Genomic DNA, 18,260 nt, shown 5'->3' with positions numbered 1-18,260 from the left:
ATGGGCCGAGTCCTTGTGTATTCGAGGAAACATTGAGCCAGCGTCCCATTCTCTTCCCCACCCGAGCCCTGGGCATCCTCTTCCTGGGATTCTTCAGCGCCTGCAGCGGATCCAAGTCCGCTCCGTCCATCACCTCCCAGCCGGAAAGCGTCACCACTGTGGTCGGGCGCTCGGCGGAACTTGAGGCTGGTGTCAAAGGCAAGCCCACGCCAGACCTGGTCTGGCAGAAGGATGGCGTGAACATCAGCAGCCAGACGGAATCCACCTGCACCATCAGCGATCCCAAACTGACGGATGCCGGTGGCTATACGGTGTACGCCAGCAACTCCCAGGGGAGCGTCACCAGCGAGATCGCAACCTTGACTGTCCTGCCAGTGCCAACCCTGTACCGGCCCTTCGGCATAGCCGTGGACAGCGCCAAGACGCTCTATGTCTCCGACGCCACGCGCCACACCATCAGCAAGCTGGTTCCCAATTCCGATGGAACGGTCACCCAGTCCCTCCTGGCCGGCTCAGACGGCATCTCTGGCTCCGAAGACAAGTCAGGCTCATCGGCATCCTTCAACAGCCCCGAGGGCCTGGCCCTGGACGCATCCGGCAACCTCTACGTGGCAGACTACGGGAATCACACCATCCGCAAGATCGATACCCTGGGCGCTGTCACGACCTTCGCCGGTCAGGCGGAGGCTTCCGGCACCGTTGACGGCGACCGGCTCAGCGCCCGATTCAACCACCCCATCGGCTTGGCCTTTAATGCCTCCTATAGCGTCCTCTACGTGGCCGACTCCGGGAACCACACCATCCGTGCGATCAACATCAAATCCCAGACGGTGAGCACCTTCGCCGGTACCGCCGGGTCCCCCGGAACCAGCTCCAGCATGCTCAGCAGTCCCAATGGTGTCGCCGTCTCCACCTCCGATGACGTCGACACCCTCTATGTGACTGACTATGGGAGCTCCACCATCCGCAAGATCACCAGCAGTGGTGGAATCTCCACCCTGGCAGGCTATGCAGGAGATACCGGCACCGCCAACGGCACCGGGAATGGCGCACGGTTCAACCAGCCCGTGGGCATCACGCTCCACACCTCCGGCTATCTCCTGGTGGCCGATGCCTACAACCACGCCATCCGGAAGGTCAGCACTTCGGGATCCGTATCCACCCTGGCCGGAGAGAGTGGAGTATCCGGCAACGAGGATGAAAGCGGTTCTGAAGCCCATTTCAGCCGCCCCAGCAACATCTGTGTGGACAGCTCCGGCATCGCCTATGTGACGGATTACAAGAACGGGCTGATCCGCACCATCACGACAGCCGGAGTCGTGGGAACCTTGACCAGCCCTGTTGAGTAACAGAAATCAGGCCTCCTCCAGAACCTTCCGCCGGGCCTCGACGATCTTGTCCGCATCCCTGCCCTCCAATTCCTGGAGGTGGTCAAAGGCCCAGGTAAAGAAGCCCACCCCCATGGTCTGGCTGCGGATTTCTATGATTAGTTCATTCATTTCACTCTGAGGCAGATAGCCGTCCACCACGTCCCAGCCCGGCCAGCCCTCCTTGGCGTCAAAGCCCAGGATTTGACCGGCACGGTGTCCCGTCACCATGCGCTGGGCCTTGGAGGTGTGCTCGCTGGGCACGGAGATCTGGATCCTCAGGATGGGCTCCAGAAGGGTGGGAGCGCATTTGGTGAGCCCTTCGGTCATGCCAATGCGAGCTGCGGTCTTGAAGGCCATGTCGGAGCTGTCCACATCGTGGTAACTGCCGAAGAAGAGGCATACGCTGAGGTCCACCACCGGGAAACCCAGGGGGCCCTGCCTGCAATAGTCCCGGACCCCCTCTTCCACGGCCGGAATGTAGTTCCGGGGCACCACACCGCCCACAATCTCTTCACTGAAGTGGATCCCTTCGCCACGCTGGAGGGGCTTGATCCGGAAGTGGACATCCCCGAACTGCCCGTGACCGCCGGTCTGCCGCTTGTGGCGGCCCTGGACCTCGCAGCCCTTCCTGATGGTCTCGCGGTAGGGCACCAGGGGCTTCTCGGCATTCACCTCCACATTGAACTTGGACTTGAGCCTCGCCACGGCGTTCTTCAAGTGGATCTCGCCCTGACCCCAGAGGATGCGCTCCTGGGTTTCGGCATTCTGCTCCAGACGGAAGGACTGATCCTCCTCCACCAGCTTGGTCAGGGCGCTGGAGAGCTTGACCTCCTCGCCGCTCTTGGTGGCCTTGAGCGAGATGGGGATCACGGGCTGGGGCGGCTTCGGCCATTCCATGCCCAGGGGAGCGGGCTGGGACGACAGGCCATCCGAGGTGTGGATGGAATCCAGGCGTCCAAGGGCCACAATCTCTCCCCGCACCGCCCTGGTGAGCTTCTCCTGCTTCTGGCCGAAGAGCTTGTTGATGCCTGAAACCCGCACCCCGGCAAGGGAGGCACCATCGGCGATCTCGCCATTCCAAACCCGCACATAACTCTGCTTGCCCACGTGGGGGGCATGGACGGTCTTCCAGACCTGGGCCAGGGGAGTCACATCGGCGGGGATGCCGATGCGCTGGGCCGTGACAGCCGCCTCCGGAGCCTCGTGCCGCAGGAGCTTGAGGATGCGGCGGACCCCTCCATCCTTCTCGGCGCTGCCGAAGATGCAGGGCACCAGCTTGGCTTCCTGGAAGCCCTGGCGCATGACTTTGAAGACCTCCTCCATGCCCGGCAGACGGTCTTCAAGAAGCATGGCCATCAGATCGTCGTCAAGGCTGCAGATCTTCTCCAGCATCTCCTGGCGGGAGTGCTGCAGTTCCTCCTTGGCAGACTCAGGCACCTCGATCCGCTCCGACTCCTGGTGTTCCCTGTAAAGGAAGGCCCGTTCGAAGGAGAGATCCACATAGCCCCTGAGGCATTCGCCCTCGATGAGGGGGAACTGGCGAAGTACCAGGGGACTGGCGGTCCAGTGCTGGAGAGCCTCCACCGTGGCGCCGAGATACTTGGCGGCCTGGGCCGAGTCCATCTTGTTGACGAAGATCATGTGGGGGATGGAATGCTCGTCCAGGAAGCGCAGGATGGGGGCGGCCATCATGGCGCGATTGGGGTCGGGTTCCACCACCACCACGGCGGCATCCGCCACCATCAGTGCCCCGGTCATCTCTTGAAGGAACTCCACGGAGCCGGGGCAGTCGATGAAGCTCCATTCCTCGTCGAGATAGTTCAGGGTGGCGACGTCCGCATCGAGGGACATCTGGCGGGAACGGGCTTCCGGGGAGAAATCCGCGACGGTGTTGCCATCCCGGACGGAACCCTTCCTGGGGAGGGAACCCGTCGCGAAGAGCAGGCTTTCCAGAAGCGATGTCTTCCCAGACATGAACGGCCCCACCAGGGCCGCGACGCGAGGAGCAGATGGAGACTTGGGCACGATCATTCTCCTTGATGTGTTGTCAGTGGGTTACGCCCACGTTTTACACCTGGGGGCCAGGAAGGCAACAGAAAATGGCAAGGGCGGATAATCTTGACCGAATCAATCAGGAAATATAAACTGGCGATTCGCACCATTGTGGGGAACCCGTGAAGATCTCGGCCCGCGGCAGATATTCCATGCAAGCCCTCTTCGACCTGGCTCACCACAGCCACGGCCAGCCGGTCCCCCTCCATCTCATCGCCGAACGCCAGGATCTGAGCCTTCCCTTCCTGGAACAGATCTTCAACAAGTTGAAGAGGGCCGGCGTCGTGGCCAGCGTCCGCGGCCCCAAGGGGGGCTACATCCTGACCCAGCCCTGCAACCAGGTGACGGTGGGGGACGTGCTCCGCCTCACCGACCCCGGCTTCTACGCGGTAGCCAAAGAAGACCCCAGCAAGGCCAACACGGCCCTCAGGGATGACGACAAGATGAACCGCATCCTATGGAAACAGCTCGCGAACCACATCAGCAACTTCATGGACACCGTCACCCTGGCTGACCTTTGCGTAGAGAGCCAGAGCAACGCCTGCCCGGAGTGCACCTGCGCGGACTACACCCAGGAGCTGAGCGAACAGTTCAGAACAGGGAAGCGCAAACCCTGTGAGCTGGATATCTGATGTCCAATCCATGTGCCCTGCCGGGCTTTGCCCTTCCTCCCACCCCTGATGATCTGAAGACCCTCCCCAAGCTGGAGGAGCGGCTCCGCCGGAAGGTGGGCACCTGCATCAGCGAATACGGCCTCATCCAGGACGGCGATCGCATCCTGGTGGGCCTCTCCGGGGGCAAGGATTCCTGGGCCCTGGTGGACCTCCTGATGAGCCTCAAGCGCAGAGCCCCCATCACGTTCGAGGTCCACACCCTGACCATCGATCCGGGCTTTCCCGGCTACAACCCGGACCGTATCGCGGCGGCCTGCGAGGAGCGCGGCATCCCCCACCTCGTGCTGGACGCCCCCATCAACACCATGGTGAAGAAGAAGCCCGAGATCACCCCATGCGCCATGTGCTCCCGCCTGCGGCGCGGCGTGATGTATTCCTACGCCAAGCGGGAGGGCTACACCAAGATCGCCCTGGGCCACCACCTGGACGACCTCATCGAGACCCTCCTCATCAACCAATTCTTCGAAGGGCGCCTCTCCACCATGCCGGTGAAGCTCACCAGCGACGACAGCGCCAACACGGTGATACGCCCCCTGGCCTACATCGAGGAAGAGGATCTCCGCCGTTTCGCCTGGCTCAAGGGCTACCCCATCGTGCCCTGCGGCTGCCCCCTCTGTGGCGCCAGCACCCTGGAGTCCAAGCGGGCCTACATCAAGGCGATGGTGGCCCAACTCCGGGAAACAGCCCCGGACATCAAGTTCTGCATGCTCAACGCCATGAAAAACGTCAAGACCAGCCACCTGCTGGACCAGAACCTGCTGGGGCTGCCGGAGGAATACCGGAAGTAGCCTTGTGGCCGGATGCCACGCATGGACATCCGGCCGCAGGACAGAGTCTTACCGGGGCAGCCGCTCCGCAACTTCTTCCAGTGGCCATTCCTCCTGGGTACCAGCCGCCAGATCCTTGGCGGCGATGACGCCCTTCTCCAGCTCGCCATCCCCCAGGATCAGGGCCAGCTTAGCCCCCAGGCGGTTGGCGGAGGTCATGCCCTTCTTAAGGTTGGCGTTGCGGGTCTCCAGCTGGACCCGGCAGCCCTGGGCCCACCACTGACGCACCAGCTCAAAGGCCTTGAGGGTCGCGGCATCCCCCAGGGGAATGAGCACGGCGGGGGCTTCCACGGGAGCATCCCCATGGAGGGCCTGCATGAGGATGGCAAGGCGGTCCAGACCGATGGCCCAGCCGAAGGCGGGGGTCTCGGGACCTCCGAGCTGCTTCACCAGGCCGTCGTATCGCCCGCCGCCAAGCAGGGCTGACTGGGCCCCGAGATCGCTGCTCAGGACCTCGAAGGCCGTGCGGGTGTAGTAGTCCAGGCCCCGCACCAGACGGGGGTTCTCGACGAAGGGGATGTCCATGGCGGTCAGGAGGGCCTTCAGGCGCTCGTGATGGGCCCGGGAGGCCTCGTCCAGGTGGTCCACGATCAAGGGATGGCCCTCCAGGGCCTCCTGGCAGCCCGGCACCTTGCAATCCAGCACCCGCAGGGGGTTCTCCTGGATACGGCGGTGGCAGTCGGCACAGAAGCGTTCCTGGCGCGCCTCGAAGAAGGTCCGGATGGCGGCGTGGAAGGCCGGACGGCACTCGGCGGTGCCCACGGAGTTGATGGAGAGCTGGAGATGCCTGAGGCCCAGTTCCCGCAAGAATTCGAAGAGCAGGAGCAGGCTCTCGGCCTCGCTCTCGGGGGAGGCCACACCGAAGCTCTCGGCGCCGATCTGCCAGAACTGCCGGTAGCGCCCCGCCTGCATGCGCTCGTAGCGGAACTGGGGACCGACATAGAAGAGCAGGCGGGGGTCGTTATTAATTAATAATTTATGCTGAATGGCCGCCCGTACCACCCCGGCCGTATTCTCGGGCCGCATGCAGACATGGCGGTTCCCCTTGTCCATGAAGTCGTACATCTCCTTGTGGACGATGTCGCTGCTCTCCCCCACGCTGCGCTTGAAGACTTCGATCTCCTCCAGGATGGGGGTGCGGATCTCCTCATAGCCGTGCCGTTGGAAGACACGCCTCGCGGTTTCCTCGATATGCTGGAACCACCGCACATCATTGCCGAACAAGTCTCGCGTGCCTTTGACGGATTGAGCCATCTGTGAAACTCCCAGGGATCCTATTCACCCTCCTAACCAGCCTACTGGCTTGGAGCCAAACCCCCAAGCTCCCGAGCCACCCCCAGCGCCTCAAGATCGCCCTGGACCCTGGCCACGGGGGGGAGGACGGGGGTGCCATCGGCGTCAAGAAGCTACAGGAGAAGGAGGCCTCCCTGGACCTGGCCCTGGCCCTGGCCCAGGCCTTGGAGACCGCGGGTTTCGAGGTCCTGCTCACCCGTAAGGAGGATACCTTTGTGCCCCTGTGGGAACGGGCCCAGAAGGCCAACGATGCCGGGGCCGACCTCTTTCTCAGCCTGCACTTCAACGCCGCCAGATCCAAGGGGGCCCGGGGATCCGAAGTCTATTTCCTGAGCCTGGACCAAGGAGATGCCGATGCTGCTGAAGTGGCGAAACTGGAAAACGCCGGAGGCGACAGGAATCCTGAAACCCAGGACGTGGTGGCTGGCATCCTGGACGACTTGGCCCAGAAGGCCTTTCTCCAGGACTCGGAACGACTGGCGGTGGCCATCCAGACCCAGCTGAACCAGATCGGCAACATCAAGCAGCGGGGCGTCAAACAGGCACCCTTCGCCGTCCTGAGGCGGGCCGCCATGCCCGCCGCTCTGGTGGAAGCGGCCTTCATCTCCAACCCCAAGGAGGAGGCCAAGCTCCGGGATCCGGCCTTCCGGAAGAGAGTGGCCGAGGCGGTCACCCAAGGGGTGCGACGATTCTTCGCCAATGGCTTGCCAACCTCGAGACGAAAGGCCATCTTGGGACCGAGGTAGGGTCATGGCCAGCCACAACCGGTACCGCGAGGAAGAAGGAACCGTCCTCATCGAGCTCCGCCTCCGCAATTCCCGCCAGCTCTTCGACGCCCGGGACCCGGCCCCCTTCCGGGAGCGGGACCTGGATGACGACGCCGTGGACTACCTGGTGTCGGCCGTGGAGGAGTTCCCGCTGGGCAAGCCGCTCAAGCTCCTCCTCTTCTTCGAGGATGAGCCCCTGCCCCATCACCTGCGCCCCGAGGAGCTGGTGGCCGCCATCCGAGCCCACTTCGAATACGAGATCGAACTGACCACCCGCAAACTCAAGCGCCTCCTGGCCCAAGGCCAGATCGCCGCCCTCGTCGCCGCCATCCTCCTGGGAACCTGCCTCACCCTCAACAGCACCGTCATCGCCAGGATGCGCCCCACCCCTTGGCGGGAGATCCTCAAGGAAGGCCTGCTCATCCTCGGATGGGTCTCCTGGTGGCGCCCCCTGGAGGCATTCCTGTACGACTGGTGGCCCTACCTCCGGCGCATCCGATTGCAGCGGAAGATCGTGGGGATGGAGATCGTGGTGGAGTACGAGTAAGGGATCACTTCCCTGCGCCATCCGCCAGCGCCGCCGCCCGGCTCACCCGCCAGATGGGCAGAAGCTGGTCCAGCAGGGCACCGAAGTGGTCCAGACGGATGGCGTTGGGACCGTCGCTGAGAGCCTTTTCAGGGTTCTCGTGGACCTCGAAGAAGAAGCCGTCCACCGACGTAGCCGCCGCCCGGGCCAGGGTGGGGATCATCTCCCGGGCCCCGCCGGTGGCGGTGCCGAGGGCGCCGGGCTTCTGGACACTGTGGGTGGCGTCGAAGATCACCGGGCAGCCGGTCTTCCTCAAATGGGGAAAGCTCTGGAAGTCCACCACCAGATTGCCGTATCCGAAGGTGGTGCCCCGCTCCGTGACCCAGACGGCATCGGAATCAGGCACCGAGCGCACCTTGTCCACGGCGTTCTTCATGTCCCAGGGGGCCAGGAACTGGCCCTTCTTCACATTGACTGGCCGCCCAGTAGCTGCAGCGGCCAGCAACAGGTCCGTCTGGCGGCACAGGAAGGCCGGGATCTGGAGCACGTCCACCGCCGCGGCCACCTTGGCGCACTGGCCAGCCTCGTGGACGTCCGTAAGCACCGGGATCCCGTATTGCTGGCGGATCTCCGACAGGATTTCCAGGCCCTCTTCCATGGAAATGCCGCGATAGCTGGAGAGGGAGGTGCGGTTGGCCTTGTCGAAGCTGGCCTTGAAGAGGAAGGGGATCCCCCTGGACTCGGTGATGTCCACAAGGCGCTCCGCCAGGAACATCGCATGCTCCCTGGACTCGATCACGCAGGGGCCGGCGATGAGAAAGAAGCTCTGGTCGGTGTAGGGTTTCTGGAAGTCCATGGTTTTCCTCGAATCCCAAGTCTAATGCAGACCCTAAGCATCAGCACAATTCCGACCGAAGCATGAGACGATGGGAACGGAATTTTTTGTATGTCGAAGCCCCTCCTCAATGATGATCTGAACCGGCAACTGGTGGCAGTCCTTCTCAAGGAAGGCCGGATCAGTCACGCGGTCCTCGCCACACGACTCGGCGTAAGCCGCCCCACCCTCATCGAGCGGGTGAAGCGCCTGGAGACCGAGGGCATCATCCAGGGCTACGGGGCCCGGGTGAGCCCCGCCTCGGTCCTCAAGCCCATCGTGACCTACGTCGCCGTCCGCTTCGACGAATCAGCGGACGCCACGGCAGAAACCCCTTTCCTGGAGGCCCTGGAAAAGGAGCCGGACGTGCTGGAGGCCCACGCCATCACCGGGGAGGATCAGCTCCTGTTGAAGATCGTGGCCGACTCCCCTGCGGGTCTCCAGGAGCGCCTCAAGCGCATCCGCGCCATGGGAACCCGGGTGGAGACCCGCACCACCATGGTCCTCCAGACCCTCTTCGCCAAGCCGGGTCCCGTGCCGGCTGAGCCCACCGGGAGCAAGGCACGGAAGAAGTGAATGCCCAGCCGCTCAGCCCCCGATAGGGACGGAGCGACGGGAGATCCAGCCTTAGGGTTACCGCCACTCCACCTTCGCCGGATTGCGCGGCGGTATGCGCTGGTATCGGTACTTGGGCATACCCAGCATCAAGGCACCGCAGACGCTATGACCCTCCGGAAGGCCCAGGGCTGCCTGCAGTGGTGGATAGACCTTTGCGATGTGCATAAGGAATCCGGCCCAACAGGTGCCCATTCCCCTGGCCGCCGCCGCCAGTTCGAATTGGCTAAGAGCGATGGCACCATCTTCGGCACACCAAGCCCAATCATCAGGGCCATGGACCACCACCAGATGGGGGGCCTTCCGGAGGACAGGATCCATGCCCTGATCCCACATCTGGACAAAAGCCGCGTAGCGGGGGGGAAGGTCCGCGTCCTGGCGGAGCGCATCGACCACCAGACCCGCCAGACGCTGAACCTCCGCGGGGTTCTGGATGACCAGCCACGACAGAGGTTGGCGATTGACGGCGGTGGGGGCCCAGCGAGCAACCTCGATGGTCTGGTGGATCAGGGCCTGGGGCAGCGGTTCAGTCTTGAACTCCCGCACGGATCGACGGCTTTCCATGAGCTGATCCAAGGCAGGGAGGGACACCTTCAGGGTGCGGTCGATGGCCGAGGACTGAGCCAGGGGGAGTCTTTCATGCTGCAGCGCTGAACTCGGACAGATGGCTACGCAGTGGCCGCAATCGAAACAGATCTGTTCGCCACCTGCGCGGAAAACAGGGAAACCTTCCGTGTTCGTGTCGAAAAGCCCTACAGGGCAGACGTCGCCACAGAGGCCGTCCTTTGCGCAAGTGGTGTGGTCGATGGTGACAAGACCCATGAAAGCCCTCCTGTTTGATGATTTAAAAATAATAGACCGGTCGTCTACATAGTAGGTAAAAAATGGATTGAGCACTACCGAAGAACGGTGGCAAACAGAACGTCAATAAAGTCCTGCATCGGTTGGGGAGATCTCCCGACTTTGGACCGAAGAATGGCCCCTTCCCAGCCTGAAAGGATGAAGCCGGCAGTGACGTCCGGGTCAAGACTGGTGGGAAGCTGGGCGACCCCCTGGGCTTCCCGAAGGCAGTTGGCGATCTGTCCCCGCCACATCCTGAAGACTTCGTCCAGTCTGACGCGGAAACGTTCATTCTGGGCGGCCAATTCCTGGGCGAGGTTTCCGATCAGGCAGCCCTTGGCGCATTGGTTTTCCGTGATGAGCCTCAGGCCTTCCTTCAGAAGATTGCGGATTCGATCAAGAGGGCCTATCACATCATCCCGGAGGACATTCGCCAGATGATCTTCCATATGCGCGGCAAAATGATCAATCACCGCAAGTCCGAAATCCTCCTTACTCTTGAAGTAATAATAAAACGATCCTTTGGGGACACAGGCTTCCTTGAGAACCGAATCGAGACCCGTGGCGTTATAGCCCTGAAGGGCGATCATCTCCGAACCGAGCCTTGTAGCTCGATCAGACTCCACTTAAGCTGAAGCTCAGTGGTAAGGAGTTGAAATGAACGAAGTGGTTAAGACGATCCTGAAGCGCCGCAGCACCCGGGCTTACACTCCCAGTCAGATCTCCGAGGAGGAGCTCCATGTCCTTCTGGAGACCGCCCGCTTCGCTCCCAGCGGCATGAACCGCCAGCCCTGGCACTTCACGGTGGTCCAGAACCCCGAGACCCTCCACCGCATCAACGAAGCCTGCCGCCAAGTGCTCCTGGGCTCCGGCGTCAAGGCCATGGAAGAGCGGGCCAAGGGGAACAACTTCAGCATCTGCTACCAGGCCCCCACCCTGATCCTGGTGGCTGTGGATGAGCAGGTCCACACTGGCCGCCTGGATGGCGCCGTGGCCCTGGAGAACATGTTCCTGGCGGCGGAATCCATGGGCCTGGGTTCCTGCTGGATCCACGCCGTCAGCATGCTCTTCAACGGCGGCGCCAACGAGGAGCTCCGCAAGGAGCTGCACATCCCCGCCGGGTTCGTCGTCATCGGCTCCGGGGCCTTCGGGCACAAGGCCGCCGAAGCCCAGGCCGCCCCCCGCAAAGAGAACACCATCACCGTCCTCAAGTAGCATTTCCCGAGAGATCCATGACCACCCAGCACCGCAAGCTCATCATCATCGGCACCGGCCCTTCGGGGTTCACCGCGGCCATCTACGCCTCCCGGGCCAACCTGACCCCCCTGGTCTTCGAAGGCGTCCAGGCCGGAGGACAGCTCACCATGACCACGGAGGTTGAGAACTTCCCGGGCTTCCGCGAGGGAGTCCAGGGCACGGCCCTGATGGACGAGATGCGGGAGCAGGCCACCCGCTTCGGCGCCGAGATCCTGCCCGAAACCGTCACCAAGGCCGATCTATCCAGCCGTCCCTACCGCCTCGTCACCGAACAGGGCGAGTACACCTGCGACGCCCTCATCATCGCCACCGGCGCCAGCGCCAAGTGGCTGGGCATCGCCAAGGATGAGATCCTCTCCCGCAAGGGGGGCGGCGTCTCCGCCTGCGCCACCTGCGACGGATTCTTCTACCGGGGCAAGGAGATCGCCGTGGTCGGCGGCGGCGACACCGCCCTGGAAGAGGCCACCTTCCTGACCAAGTTCGCCTCCAAGGTGACCCTCATCCATCGCCGCGACAAGTTCCGGGCCTCCAAACCCATGCAGGAGCGGACCCTGGCCAACCCCAAGATCCAGGTCGCCTGGAACAAGACGGTGACCGATGTCCTGACCCATTCCGTGGCCCTGCCCACGGGTGAGAGCGTGGAGAAGATCCGCGCCCTCGTCCTCAAGGACACCGTGGACGGCTCCACTTCCGAACTCCCGGTGGAGGGCCTCTTCGTGGCCATTGGGCACCAGCCCAACACCAGCCTCTTCCAGGGGCAGCTCCCCACGGACGAAGCGGGTTACCTCCTCGTGGAGAAGGGCAGCACCCGGACCTGTCTTCCAGGCGTCTTCGCCGCGGGGGATGTCCAGGACCACACCTACCGGCAGGCCATCACCGCAGCCGGCTCCGGCTGCATGGCGGCCATCGACGCAGAGCGCTGGATGACCGAACAGGGGATCGCGGAATGAGCGAGCCCCTGCGCATCCCTACGCCCCTGCTGGCTCCCTCCATTCTCTCCGCCGATTTCGCCCGCCTGGCCGATGGCCTGAAGGTGATGGAGGCCGGTGAACCCTGCGTCGTCCATGTGGACGTGATGGATGGACACTTCGTGCCCAACATCACCATTGGCATGCCCGTGGTGGCAGCACTCCGGAAGGAGACCAAGCTCACCCTGGACTGCCACCTGATGATCGAGAACCCCGGCCGCTACGCCCTTGAGTTCATCCAGGCGGGGGCGGACTGGGTTTCCGTCCACCTGGAAGCCGATCCCCACATCCACCGCACCCTGTCGGCCATCCGAGGAGCCGGAGCCAAGGCCGGAGTCGTGCTGAACCCCGGCACCCCCGTGGAGGGTCTGGTGGACCTGGTCGGGGACTTCGACTTCGTCCTCCTCATGAGCGTCAATCCCGGCTTCGGCGGCCAGAGCTTCATCCCCAGGATCCTGGACAAGGTGGCCCGCCTCGACACCCTGCGCCGGGAGCGCAACATCCCCTTCATGATCCAGGTGGATGGCGGCGTGGGCATGGGCAACGCCCGGGAACTGGTCCAGGCCGGGGCCGATGTCCTGGTGGCCGGGAATGCCGTATTCAAGGCCCCGGATCCCGTGAAGGCCATCGCGGAACTACAGGCGAAGATGTCGGCCCGATAGTAGCTGGCAAGGCGCGTGCCCCCGGGTCCCATCAGGATCCAGGCGCAAGGCCGTGCAATCAACGGCTCAGCCAAAGCCGGAGAATGGCAGAACCCCCTGGAAACCTTTGATTTCCAGGGGGTTTTCTGGTGGCCCCACCCGGATTCGAACCGAGGACCAAGCGGTTATGAGCCGCCAGCTCTGACCGCTGAGCTATAGGGCCGCATCCATTGTATCCGTTCGGGATGGCTTTTTCTAATCAGGGTTCTCCGATCCACCGCGTACCGGCGGGGGCCTGGAATCGGTAGGTCTTTGCATCCACTGGGGCCATCGCACGGGGCTGCGTGAGTTCCAAGGTCTGCCCTGCGCCGGTGGCGTCCACCCAATGGATTCTCCAGAGCAGCCCCTTCCGGCCTTCCAGATCAACCTTGATCCCCCCGGGGCGGCGAGGAATCAGTTCCAGGCGCTCCCCCCCGGGGTATCGGATCTCGTAGGCCTGATCCAGGTCCTTGGGATCCACGAGAATGCTCAGAAGGGGCATCTCCCGCTGCAGAGATCGCAAGGAAGCGCGCTGGGCTGTGCGGGCAGCAGGATCGTACTGCACCAGGGTCCGGCCATCACAGACCACCAGCAGGCCCTTGTCGTATGCCACGCGCACCTTGCCCCCGGGCGCGACCTGGAGCCGTCCCGTACGCCTGACCTTGCCGAAGACCGCGCTATCGGACTCCTGGATGAAGGGGCTCTCCAGGCGGGGCGAGGACCTGAGCCCCTGCCACCACGCCGGAGGGGCAGCCAGAAGGCTGGCACAGGCCAGACCCAGAAGGGCTTTCAGCACATCAGCTCCGCTTCAGGACCAGGGAAAATCGGCTCGCCCCTCCCCTGGTGGGAGCAGACTTCTCCACACTCAGCTCTCCGACGACCTGTCCCCCCTGGAGAACCTGGACCCGCAATTCCAGATCCGAGTCGTCCATAGTCTCGGACAAGGTCACCCGGAGGCCTTCCGGTGCGGGAGCAGCGATGGGCTGGAGACTGGGCAACTTGGCCATGGGCCTGGGGGAGGGAACGGCGGGCCTGGGCAAGACCGGCACCGCGACGCCCTTGCCGAGTTTCGAAGTGGTCGGCGAGATGTGCGGCATGGTCATTTTGGGAACAACCACTGGAGGCAGAAGCCCGGAAGGGTTTCCGTTCAGCTTGATCAAGGGAGGAGACCCAGAGGCGACCGCAATCTCCGTTTTCCCACGAGCATCGCCCATGTCCGCCAGATGCTGGATCTTGATATGGGCAAGGGCCAGCTTAGTGATCCCCCGCAGCGTCTCGAAAACGCCGTTTCCCTCTGAAGCGATGGCGAGATAGCTGGGCGCCTGACGAGGGTTGAGTTCCGCCTCAAGCTGCTCCACAGGGATGATCTGCTTGAGGTCCCGCTTGTTCCACTGGAAGACGATGGGGATGTCCCCCAGTTCCAGCCCCAGCTCCCGCAGGTTGTCCCCGAGGTTCTGGAAGCTCTCTTTGTTGGCGTCCAGCATGGGCGTCTGGCTGTCAGCCACGAAGACAATGCCATCTACACCCTTGAGCACCAGCTTGCGGGTGGAGTTATAGAAGACCTGGCCAGGCACGGTATAGAGCTGGAGCTTGGTCTTGAACCCACCGATGGTGCCCACGTCCAGGGGCAGCAGGTCGAAGAAGAGGGTCCGATCCGTTTCCGTGTTGAGGGAGACCATCTCTCCCCTGGCCTTCTGGCTGGTCTTGCCGTAGATGGTGTTCAGGTTCGTGGTTTTTCCGCACAGACCGGGTCCGTAGTAGACGATCTTCGCCGTCATCTGCCGGGTGGCGTGATTGAAGAAAACCATCGTCATGAACCCCTGTATGTGCAGCTAGTGTAGCTTGAAGACCCTGTGGGAACCAAGCAACGATAACGCACAGGAGATCAGCAACTGCGCATGACCCCCACCAGCACCCCCTGGATGTCGATCCGATCGGGAGAATAGCACTTGGGGCCCAGATCAGGATTGTGGGGAATCAGCCAAACCCCTTGGGGATCCCGGCGGTATTCCTTGAGGGTCGCCTCCTCCCCATCAATGAGGGCCACCACGCGATCGCCGTTGCGGTATTCACCCCGACGCTGAAGCACCGCCAGGTCGCCATCCAGGATGGCGTCATCCGTCATGGACTCCCCCCGCACCCTGAGTACGAAGAGGCCCTCCCGATCACGATGGATGCTGTTGGGAACCTCCAGGGGAATGGCCCGGGTCTCGGGAAGCAACGGGGCGCCGGCCGCGACATCGCCGCAGAAAGGAAAGAGGCGCCCCATGGCGCGCTCCACCGGTGGCCGCGCAGGGGACTCCGCCTTGGGTTCATCGGCCATGTCGGCGAGGATGATGTTGTTCCCCTTGCCATGACTGCGATCGAGGAAGCCTTTTTCGATAAGATGCTGAACATGCTTGTGAATGGTGCTGACCGCACTGGAGCCCACGCCATCCGCAATCTCCTTGAGGGTCGGACTCCGGCCCTCCTCCTGGAGGAAGGTACGGATGAATTGAATCACGGAGAGTTGGCGCCTGGTCAGATTTGTAGCTTTCATGCATCCAAATCTAGGCAAAGGATTCGTGCCGGTCAACCTTTTTTTCGCTTTTTTTGCTTTGACATTTTCCCATCCGATCACAGCCCTCAAGGAGAACCCATGTTGATGACGATCCAGAGGATCTACCAGGCAGGTGAGCGATGACGAGGGTGAACAACTTCTCCATCGAAGTGGCGACCGTCAACGGCTCAGGCAGCCAAACCGCGAACAACGTCCTGATGCGGGCCATCTTCCAGATGGGCGTGCCGGTGAGCGGCAAGAACTTCTTTCCCTCCAACATCTCGGGGATGCCCACCTGGTTCCAGATCCGCTTGAGCCACAGGGGTTATGCGGCCCGCAAACCAGAAACCGATCTGATGGTCTGCATGAATCCCGAAAGCGCCGCCGAGGACATCGCAAGGCTCCCCCCCGGAGCCCTGTGCATCTATGACGAGTCCCTCAAGCTGGGGAATTGCCGCCAGGATATCACCGCCTTCGGGGTGCCTTTCCAGGAACTGGCGACGGCCTGCTGCCCCGAGATGAAATTCCAGCGGCTCGTGAAGAATATGGTCTACGTCGGGGTCCTGGTCAGGCTCCTGGGCATTGAGATGAGCGAGGCCACCCTTGCCCTCGCCAGACTGCTCAAAGGCAAGGCCGAAGCCCTGAACCATGCAGCCATGGACGCTGGTTACCAGTGGGCCCTGGCCAATCTGCCGGACCAGGAGGAACTCAGGGTACAGCGTGAACCCAGGAGCGGGGCCCGACTTCTCATCGATGGCAATACGGCCTGCGCCCTGGGCGCCCTTTTCGCGGGGGTCACGGTGGTGGGGTGGTACCCCATCACCCCCAGCACCGGTCTCATTGAGGGCCTGGCGGAGTATGCGGCCTCTCATCGCCTTGACCCAGAAACAGCCGGTCCCACCGTGGCCATCCTGCAGATGGAGGATGAACTGGCCAGCGCCGGGATGGTGGTGGGGGCTGGCTGGGCCGGGGCCCGGTCCATGACGGCCACCTCCGGCCCCGGACTATCCCTTATGACGGAGTTCATCGGACTCGCCTACTACGCCGAGGTTCCCGGGGTCTTCGTGGATGTGCAACGAGTCGGCCCCTCCACCGGGCTCCCCACCCGCAGCAGCCAGTCGGACATCAAGCTCTGCGCCAAGGCCGGCCATGGGGATACCCTCCACATCAACCTCTACCCGGCCACCATGGAGGAGTGCTTCCGTTTCACCTACGACGCCTTTGACTTGGCAGAGCGATTCCAGACCCCCGTATTCCTGGTGTCGGACCTGGATCTGGCCATGCAGAGCTGGATCACAAACCCTTTCGAATACCCCGAGGGCAATCTCGACCGAGGCAAGGTCCTGGATGAAGAAGCCCTGAAAAAGATCCAGGCCTGGGGGCGCTACCGGGATGTGGATGGCGATGGCATCCCCTACCGCACCCTGCCCGGCACCCCCGGCGGCAAGGGCGCCTACCTGACCCGCGGCTCGGGGCACAACGCCCAGGCCGTCTACACCGAGAACCCGGCTGAATACACGGAGGTGCTCCTGCGCATCCAGCGGAAGATCCTTTCGGCCGCCTCCGTCCTGCCGCAGCCCATCCACCTGGAATGCGGGGGCAAACGGGGTGTCCTGGCCTACGGTTCCAGCGATCCAGCGGTGATGGAGGCTTTGGACATCCTCCGGGAGCACCACGGGACCCGCCTCGACTACCTGCGGGTGAGGGCCCTGCCCTTCTCCGAAACCATCGGGGGTTTCCTCCGGTCCATGGAGGTGGTCTACGTGGTGGAGCAGAACCGGGACGGCCAGATGGCGGCCCTCCTGAAGGAATTCTTTCCGAAAGAGGCCCCCAGACTGCGAAGCGTCCTCCACTTCGACTCCACCCCCATCACCGCCCAGACCATCGTCGACCAGATCCTCTCCCAGGAGATGTGAACCATGAGCACCTCTCCCACGACCAACAAGCTCGGCCTCAGCCTCCAGGACTACACGGGGGGCAAGTCCACCCTCTGCGTGGGCTGTGGCCACGAGGGCATCACCCTCCAGATCATCCACGCCGCCTTCGAACTGGGCCTGGAACCCCATCAGGTCGCCAAGCTCTCGGGGATCGGCTGCTCCAGCAAGACCCCAGCCTACTTCCTGAGAAGCGCCTGGGGCTTCAACTCCATCCACGGGCGCGCCGCGGCGGTCTGTACCGGGGTGGCCCTGGCCAATCGCTCCATGAAGAACCTCCTGGTGAGCGGTGATGGCGACTCCATGTCCATCGGCCTGAACCACTTCACCCACCTGATCCGCCGCAATGTGCCCGTGGTCTACATCATCGAGGACAATGGCGTCTATGCCCTCACCAAGGGCCAGTTCTCCGCCACGGCGGACCAGGGATCCGCCCTCAGGTGGGGCCAAGTCAACGAACTCCCCCCCGTGGATCCATGCACCCTGGCCATGGAGCTGGGCTGCGGCTTCGTGGCCCGTTCCTTCAGCGGCAACCCCAAGCAGCTCAAGACCCTCATCAAGGCCGCCTTCGCCCATCCTGGCACCGCAGTGTTGGATGTCATCAGCCCCTGCGTCACCTGGAACAACCACGAAACCAGCACCCGCTCCTACCAGAGCGCCAAGCAACGCGAGATCCCGCTCCAGGAGCTGGGCTTCATCCCCCCATTCCACACGGAGCCGGTGGAGATCCCCGCAGGAGAATCCCGCGAGGTTACCTTCCCCGATGGCAGCCGCATCACCTTCCGGACCCTCCACGAGGACTACGACCCCTCGAACCGGATCGAAGCATGGCGGATCGTCCACGAATCCCGGGAGAAGGGTGAACTTCTGACGGGGCTCCTCTATTGCCACCCCGACAAGCCCACCCTCCACGATTTCGTGAAGACCACCCAGACGCCCCTGACAGCCTTGCCCCAGAGCACCCTCAAGCCCGGGCCCGAGGTGCTGCTGAGGATCATGGAGGAATTGGCGTAGAAAAGGGGAGAGGTCGAAGCCTCCCCCCTT

General features: G+C 63.1%; 18 protein-coding genes, 1 tRNA gene and 1 pseudogene. 11 read left to right on the top strand and 9 right to left on the bottom strand.

Annotation, left to right across the window (positions count from 1 at the left end; all coding sequences use genetic code 11):
* Positions 1-32: 32 nt before the first annotated feature.
* Positions 33-1,349: an immunoglobulin domain-containing protein gene (locus HOLFODRAFT_RS18640; RefSeq protein ID WP_005037376.1), complete on the top strand. Its 1,317-nt coding sequence runs from the start codon at positions 33-35 to the stop codon at positions 1,347-1,349.
* Positions 1,350-1,355: 6 nt separating this feature from the next.
* Here the strand turns inward: HOLFODRAFT_RS18640 and HOLFODRAFT_RS0200880 are convergent, their stop codons facing one another.
* Positions 1,356-3,401 carry an elongation factor G gene (locus tag HOLFODRAFT_RS0200880; RefSeq protein ID WP_043485747.1) on the bottom strand — a complete coding sequence of 682 codons (2,046 nt, stop codon included), beginning with the start codon at positions 3,399-3,401 and terminating at the stop codon, positions 1,356-1,358.
* Positions 3,402-3,544: 143 nt separating this feature from the next.
* Here HOLFODRAFT_RS0200880 and HOLFODRAFT_RS18635 point away from each other — a divergent pair, with 143 nt between their 5' ends.
* Positions 3,545-4,054: an RrF2 family transcriptional regulator gene (locus tag HOLFODRAFT_RS18635; protein ID WP_052572378.1), complete on the top strand. Its 510-nt coding sequence runs from the start codon at positions 3,545-3,547 to the stop codon at positions 4,052-4,054.
* A complete protein-coding gene (gene ttcA, locus HOLFODRAFT_RS18630) occupies positions 4,054-4,884 on the top strand; it encodes a tRNA 2-thiocytidine(32) synthetase TtcA (RefSeq protein ID WP_005037382.1) in 831 nt (276 codons plus the stop codon). The genes HOLFODRAFT_RS18635 and ttcA overlap by 1 nt, the downstream gene beginning before the upstream one ends.
* Positions 4,885-4,932: 48 nt before the next feature.
* Here the strand turns inward: ttcA and hisS are convergent, their stop codons facing one another.
* Positions 4,933-6,177, bottom strand: a complete 1,245-nt coding sequence (hisS, locus tag HOLFODRAFT_RS0200865; RefSeq protein ID WP_005037384.1) for a histidine--tRNA ligase — start codon at positions 6,175-6,177, stop codon at positions 4,933-4,935.
* Positions 6,178-6,179: 2 nt separating this feature from the next.
* On the opposite strand from hisS, the gene HOLFODRAFT_RS0200860 reads away from it, so the two are divergent.
* Complete coding sequence (locus HOLFODRAFT_RS0200860; RefSeq protein WP_005037386.1) at positions 6,180-6,962, top strand: N-acetylmuramoyl-L-alanine amidase family protein; 783 nt, start codon at positions 6,180-6,182, stop codon at positions 6,960-6,962.
* Positions 6,963-6,966: 4 nt separating this feature from the next.
* Complete coding sequence (locus HOLFODRAFT_RS18625) at positions 6,967-7,530, top strand: hypothetical protein (protein ID WP_005037388.1); 564 nt, start codon at positions 6,967-6,969, stop codon at positions 7,528-7,530.
* Between the two features lie 4 nt (positions 7,531-7,534).
* Here the strand turns inward: HOLFODRAFT_RS18625 and kdsA are convergent, their stop codons facing one another.
* Positions 7,535-8,365, bottom strand: coding sequence for a 3-deoxy-8-phosphooctulonate synthase (kdsA, locus tag HOLFODRAFT_RS0200850; protein ID WP_005037390.1), 831 nt, complete (start codon positions 8,363-8,365; stop codon positions 7,535-7,537).
* A gap of 90 nt (positions 8,366-8,455) precedes the next feature.
* On the opposite strand from kdsA, the gene HOLFODRAFT_RS0200845 reads away from it, so the two are divergent.
* On the top strand, positions 8,456-8,959 hold the full coding sequence (locus HOLFODRAFT_RS0200845) for an Lrp/AsnC family transcriptional regulator (protein WP_005037392.1): 504 nt from the start codon (positions 8,456-8,458) through the stop codon (positions 8,957-8,959).
* 57 nt (positions 8,960-9,016) lie between these two features.
* On the opposite strand, the gene HOLFODRAFT_RS0200840 is transcribed toward HOLFODRAFT_RS0200845, so the two are convergent.
* Positions 9,017-9,820 carry a nitroreductase family protein gene (locus HOLFODRAFT_RS0200840; protein ID WP_005037395.1) on the bottom strand — a complete coding sequence of 268 codons (804 nt, stop codon included), beginning with the start codon at positions 9,818-9,820 and terminating at the stop codon, positions 9,017-9,019.
* 74 nt (positions 9,821-9,894) lie between these two features.
* Complete coding sequence (locus HOLFODRAFT_RS0200835) at positions 9,895-10,428, bottom strand: TetR/AcrR family transcriptional regulator (RefSeq protein WP_005037396.1); 534 nt, start codon at positions 10,426-10,428, stop codon at positions 9,895-9,897.
* Between the two features lie 67 nt (positions 10,429-10,495).
* Here HOLFODRAFT_RS0200835 and HOLFODRAFT_RS0200830 point away from each other — a divergent pair, with 67 nt between their 5' ends.
* The 3 genes from HOLFODRAFT_RS0200830 to rpe are packed head-to-tail and all read left to right on the top strand — an operon-like array spanning position 10,496 to position 12,725.
* Positions 10,496-11,053: a nitroreductase family protein gene (locus HOLFODRAFT_RS0200830; protein ID WP_005037398.1), complete on the top strand. Its 558-nt coding sequence runs from the start codon at positions 10,496-10,498 to the stop codon at positions 11,051-11,053.
* A gap of 17 nt (positions 11,054-11,070) precedes the next feature.
* Positions 11,071-12,045, top strand: coding sequence for a thioredoxin-disulfide reductase (gene trxB / locus HOLFODRAFT_RS0200825; protein WP_005037399.1), 975 nt, complete (start codon positions 11,071-11,073; stop codon positions 12,043-12,045).
* A complete protein-coding gene (rpe, locus tag HOLFODRAFT_RS0200820; protein ID WP_005037401.1) occupies positions 12,042-12,725 on the top strand; it encodes a ribulose-phosphate 3-epimerase in 684 nt (227 codons plus the stop codon). The genes trxB and rpe overlap by 4 nt, the downstream gene beginning before the upstream one ends.
* 126 nt (positions 12,726-12,851) lie before the next feature.
* Here rpe and HOLFODRAFT_RS0200815 read toward each other — a convergent pair.
* The 4 genes and pseudogenes from HOLFODRAFT_RS0200815 to lexA form a co-directional block, all read right to left on the bottom strand.
* A tRNA-Ile gene (locus tag HOLFODRAFT_RS0200815) sits at positions 12,852-12,927 on the bottom strand.
* 36 nt (positions 12,928-12,963) lie between these two features.
* Positions 12,964-13,539, bottom strand: coding sequence for a LolA family protein (locus HOLFODRAFT_RS0200810; RefSeq protein ID WP_005037403.1), 576 nt, complete (start codon positions 13,537-13,539; stop codon positions 12,964-12,966).
* Positions 13,540-13,975: 436 nt separating this feature from the next.
* Positions 13,976-14,551, bottom strand: a pseudogene (locus HOLFODRAFT_RS25665) (GTP-binding protein); the annotation flags it as partial.
* Positions 14,552-14,628: 77 nt separating this feature from the next.
* On the bottom strand, positions 14,629-15,282 hold the full coding sequence (lexA, locus tag HOLFODRAFT_RS0200800; protein ID WP_005037407.1) for a transcriptional repressor LexA: 654 nt from the start codon (positions 15,280-15,282) through the stop codon (positions 14,629-14,631).
* A gap of 140 nt (positions 15,283-15,422) precedes the next feature.
* On the opposite strand from lexA, the gene HOLFODRAFT_RS25020 reads away from it, so the two are divergent.
* Positions 15,423-17,198, top strand: coding sequence for a 2-oxoacid:acceptor oxidoreductase subunit alpha (locus tag HOLFODRAFT_RS25020; RefSeq protein ID WP_005037409.1), 1,776 nt, complete (start codon positions 15,423-15,425; stop codon positions 17,196-17,198).
* 3 nt (positions 17,199-17,201) lie between these two features.
* Complete coding sequence (locus HOLFODRAFT_RS25015; protein WP_005037411.1) at positions 17,202-18,230, top strand: 2-oxoacid:ferredoxin oxidoreductase subunit beta; 1,029 nt, start codon at positions 17,202-17,204, stop codon at positions 18,228-18,230.
* The last annotated feature ends 30 nt before the right edge of the window (positions 18,231-18,260 follow it).

This window comes from Holophaga foetida DSM 6591 (genome assembly GCF_000242615.2).
Taxonomy (GTDB): domain Bacteria; phylum Acidobacteriota; class Holophagae; order Holophagales; family Holophagaceae; genus Holophaga; species Holophaga foetida.
This window is presented reverse-complemented; position numbering and strand designations above follow the sequence as displayed.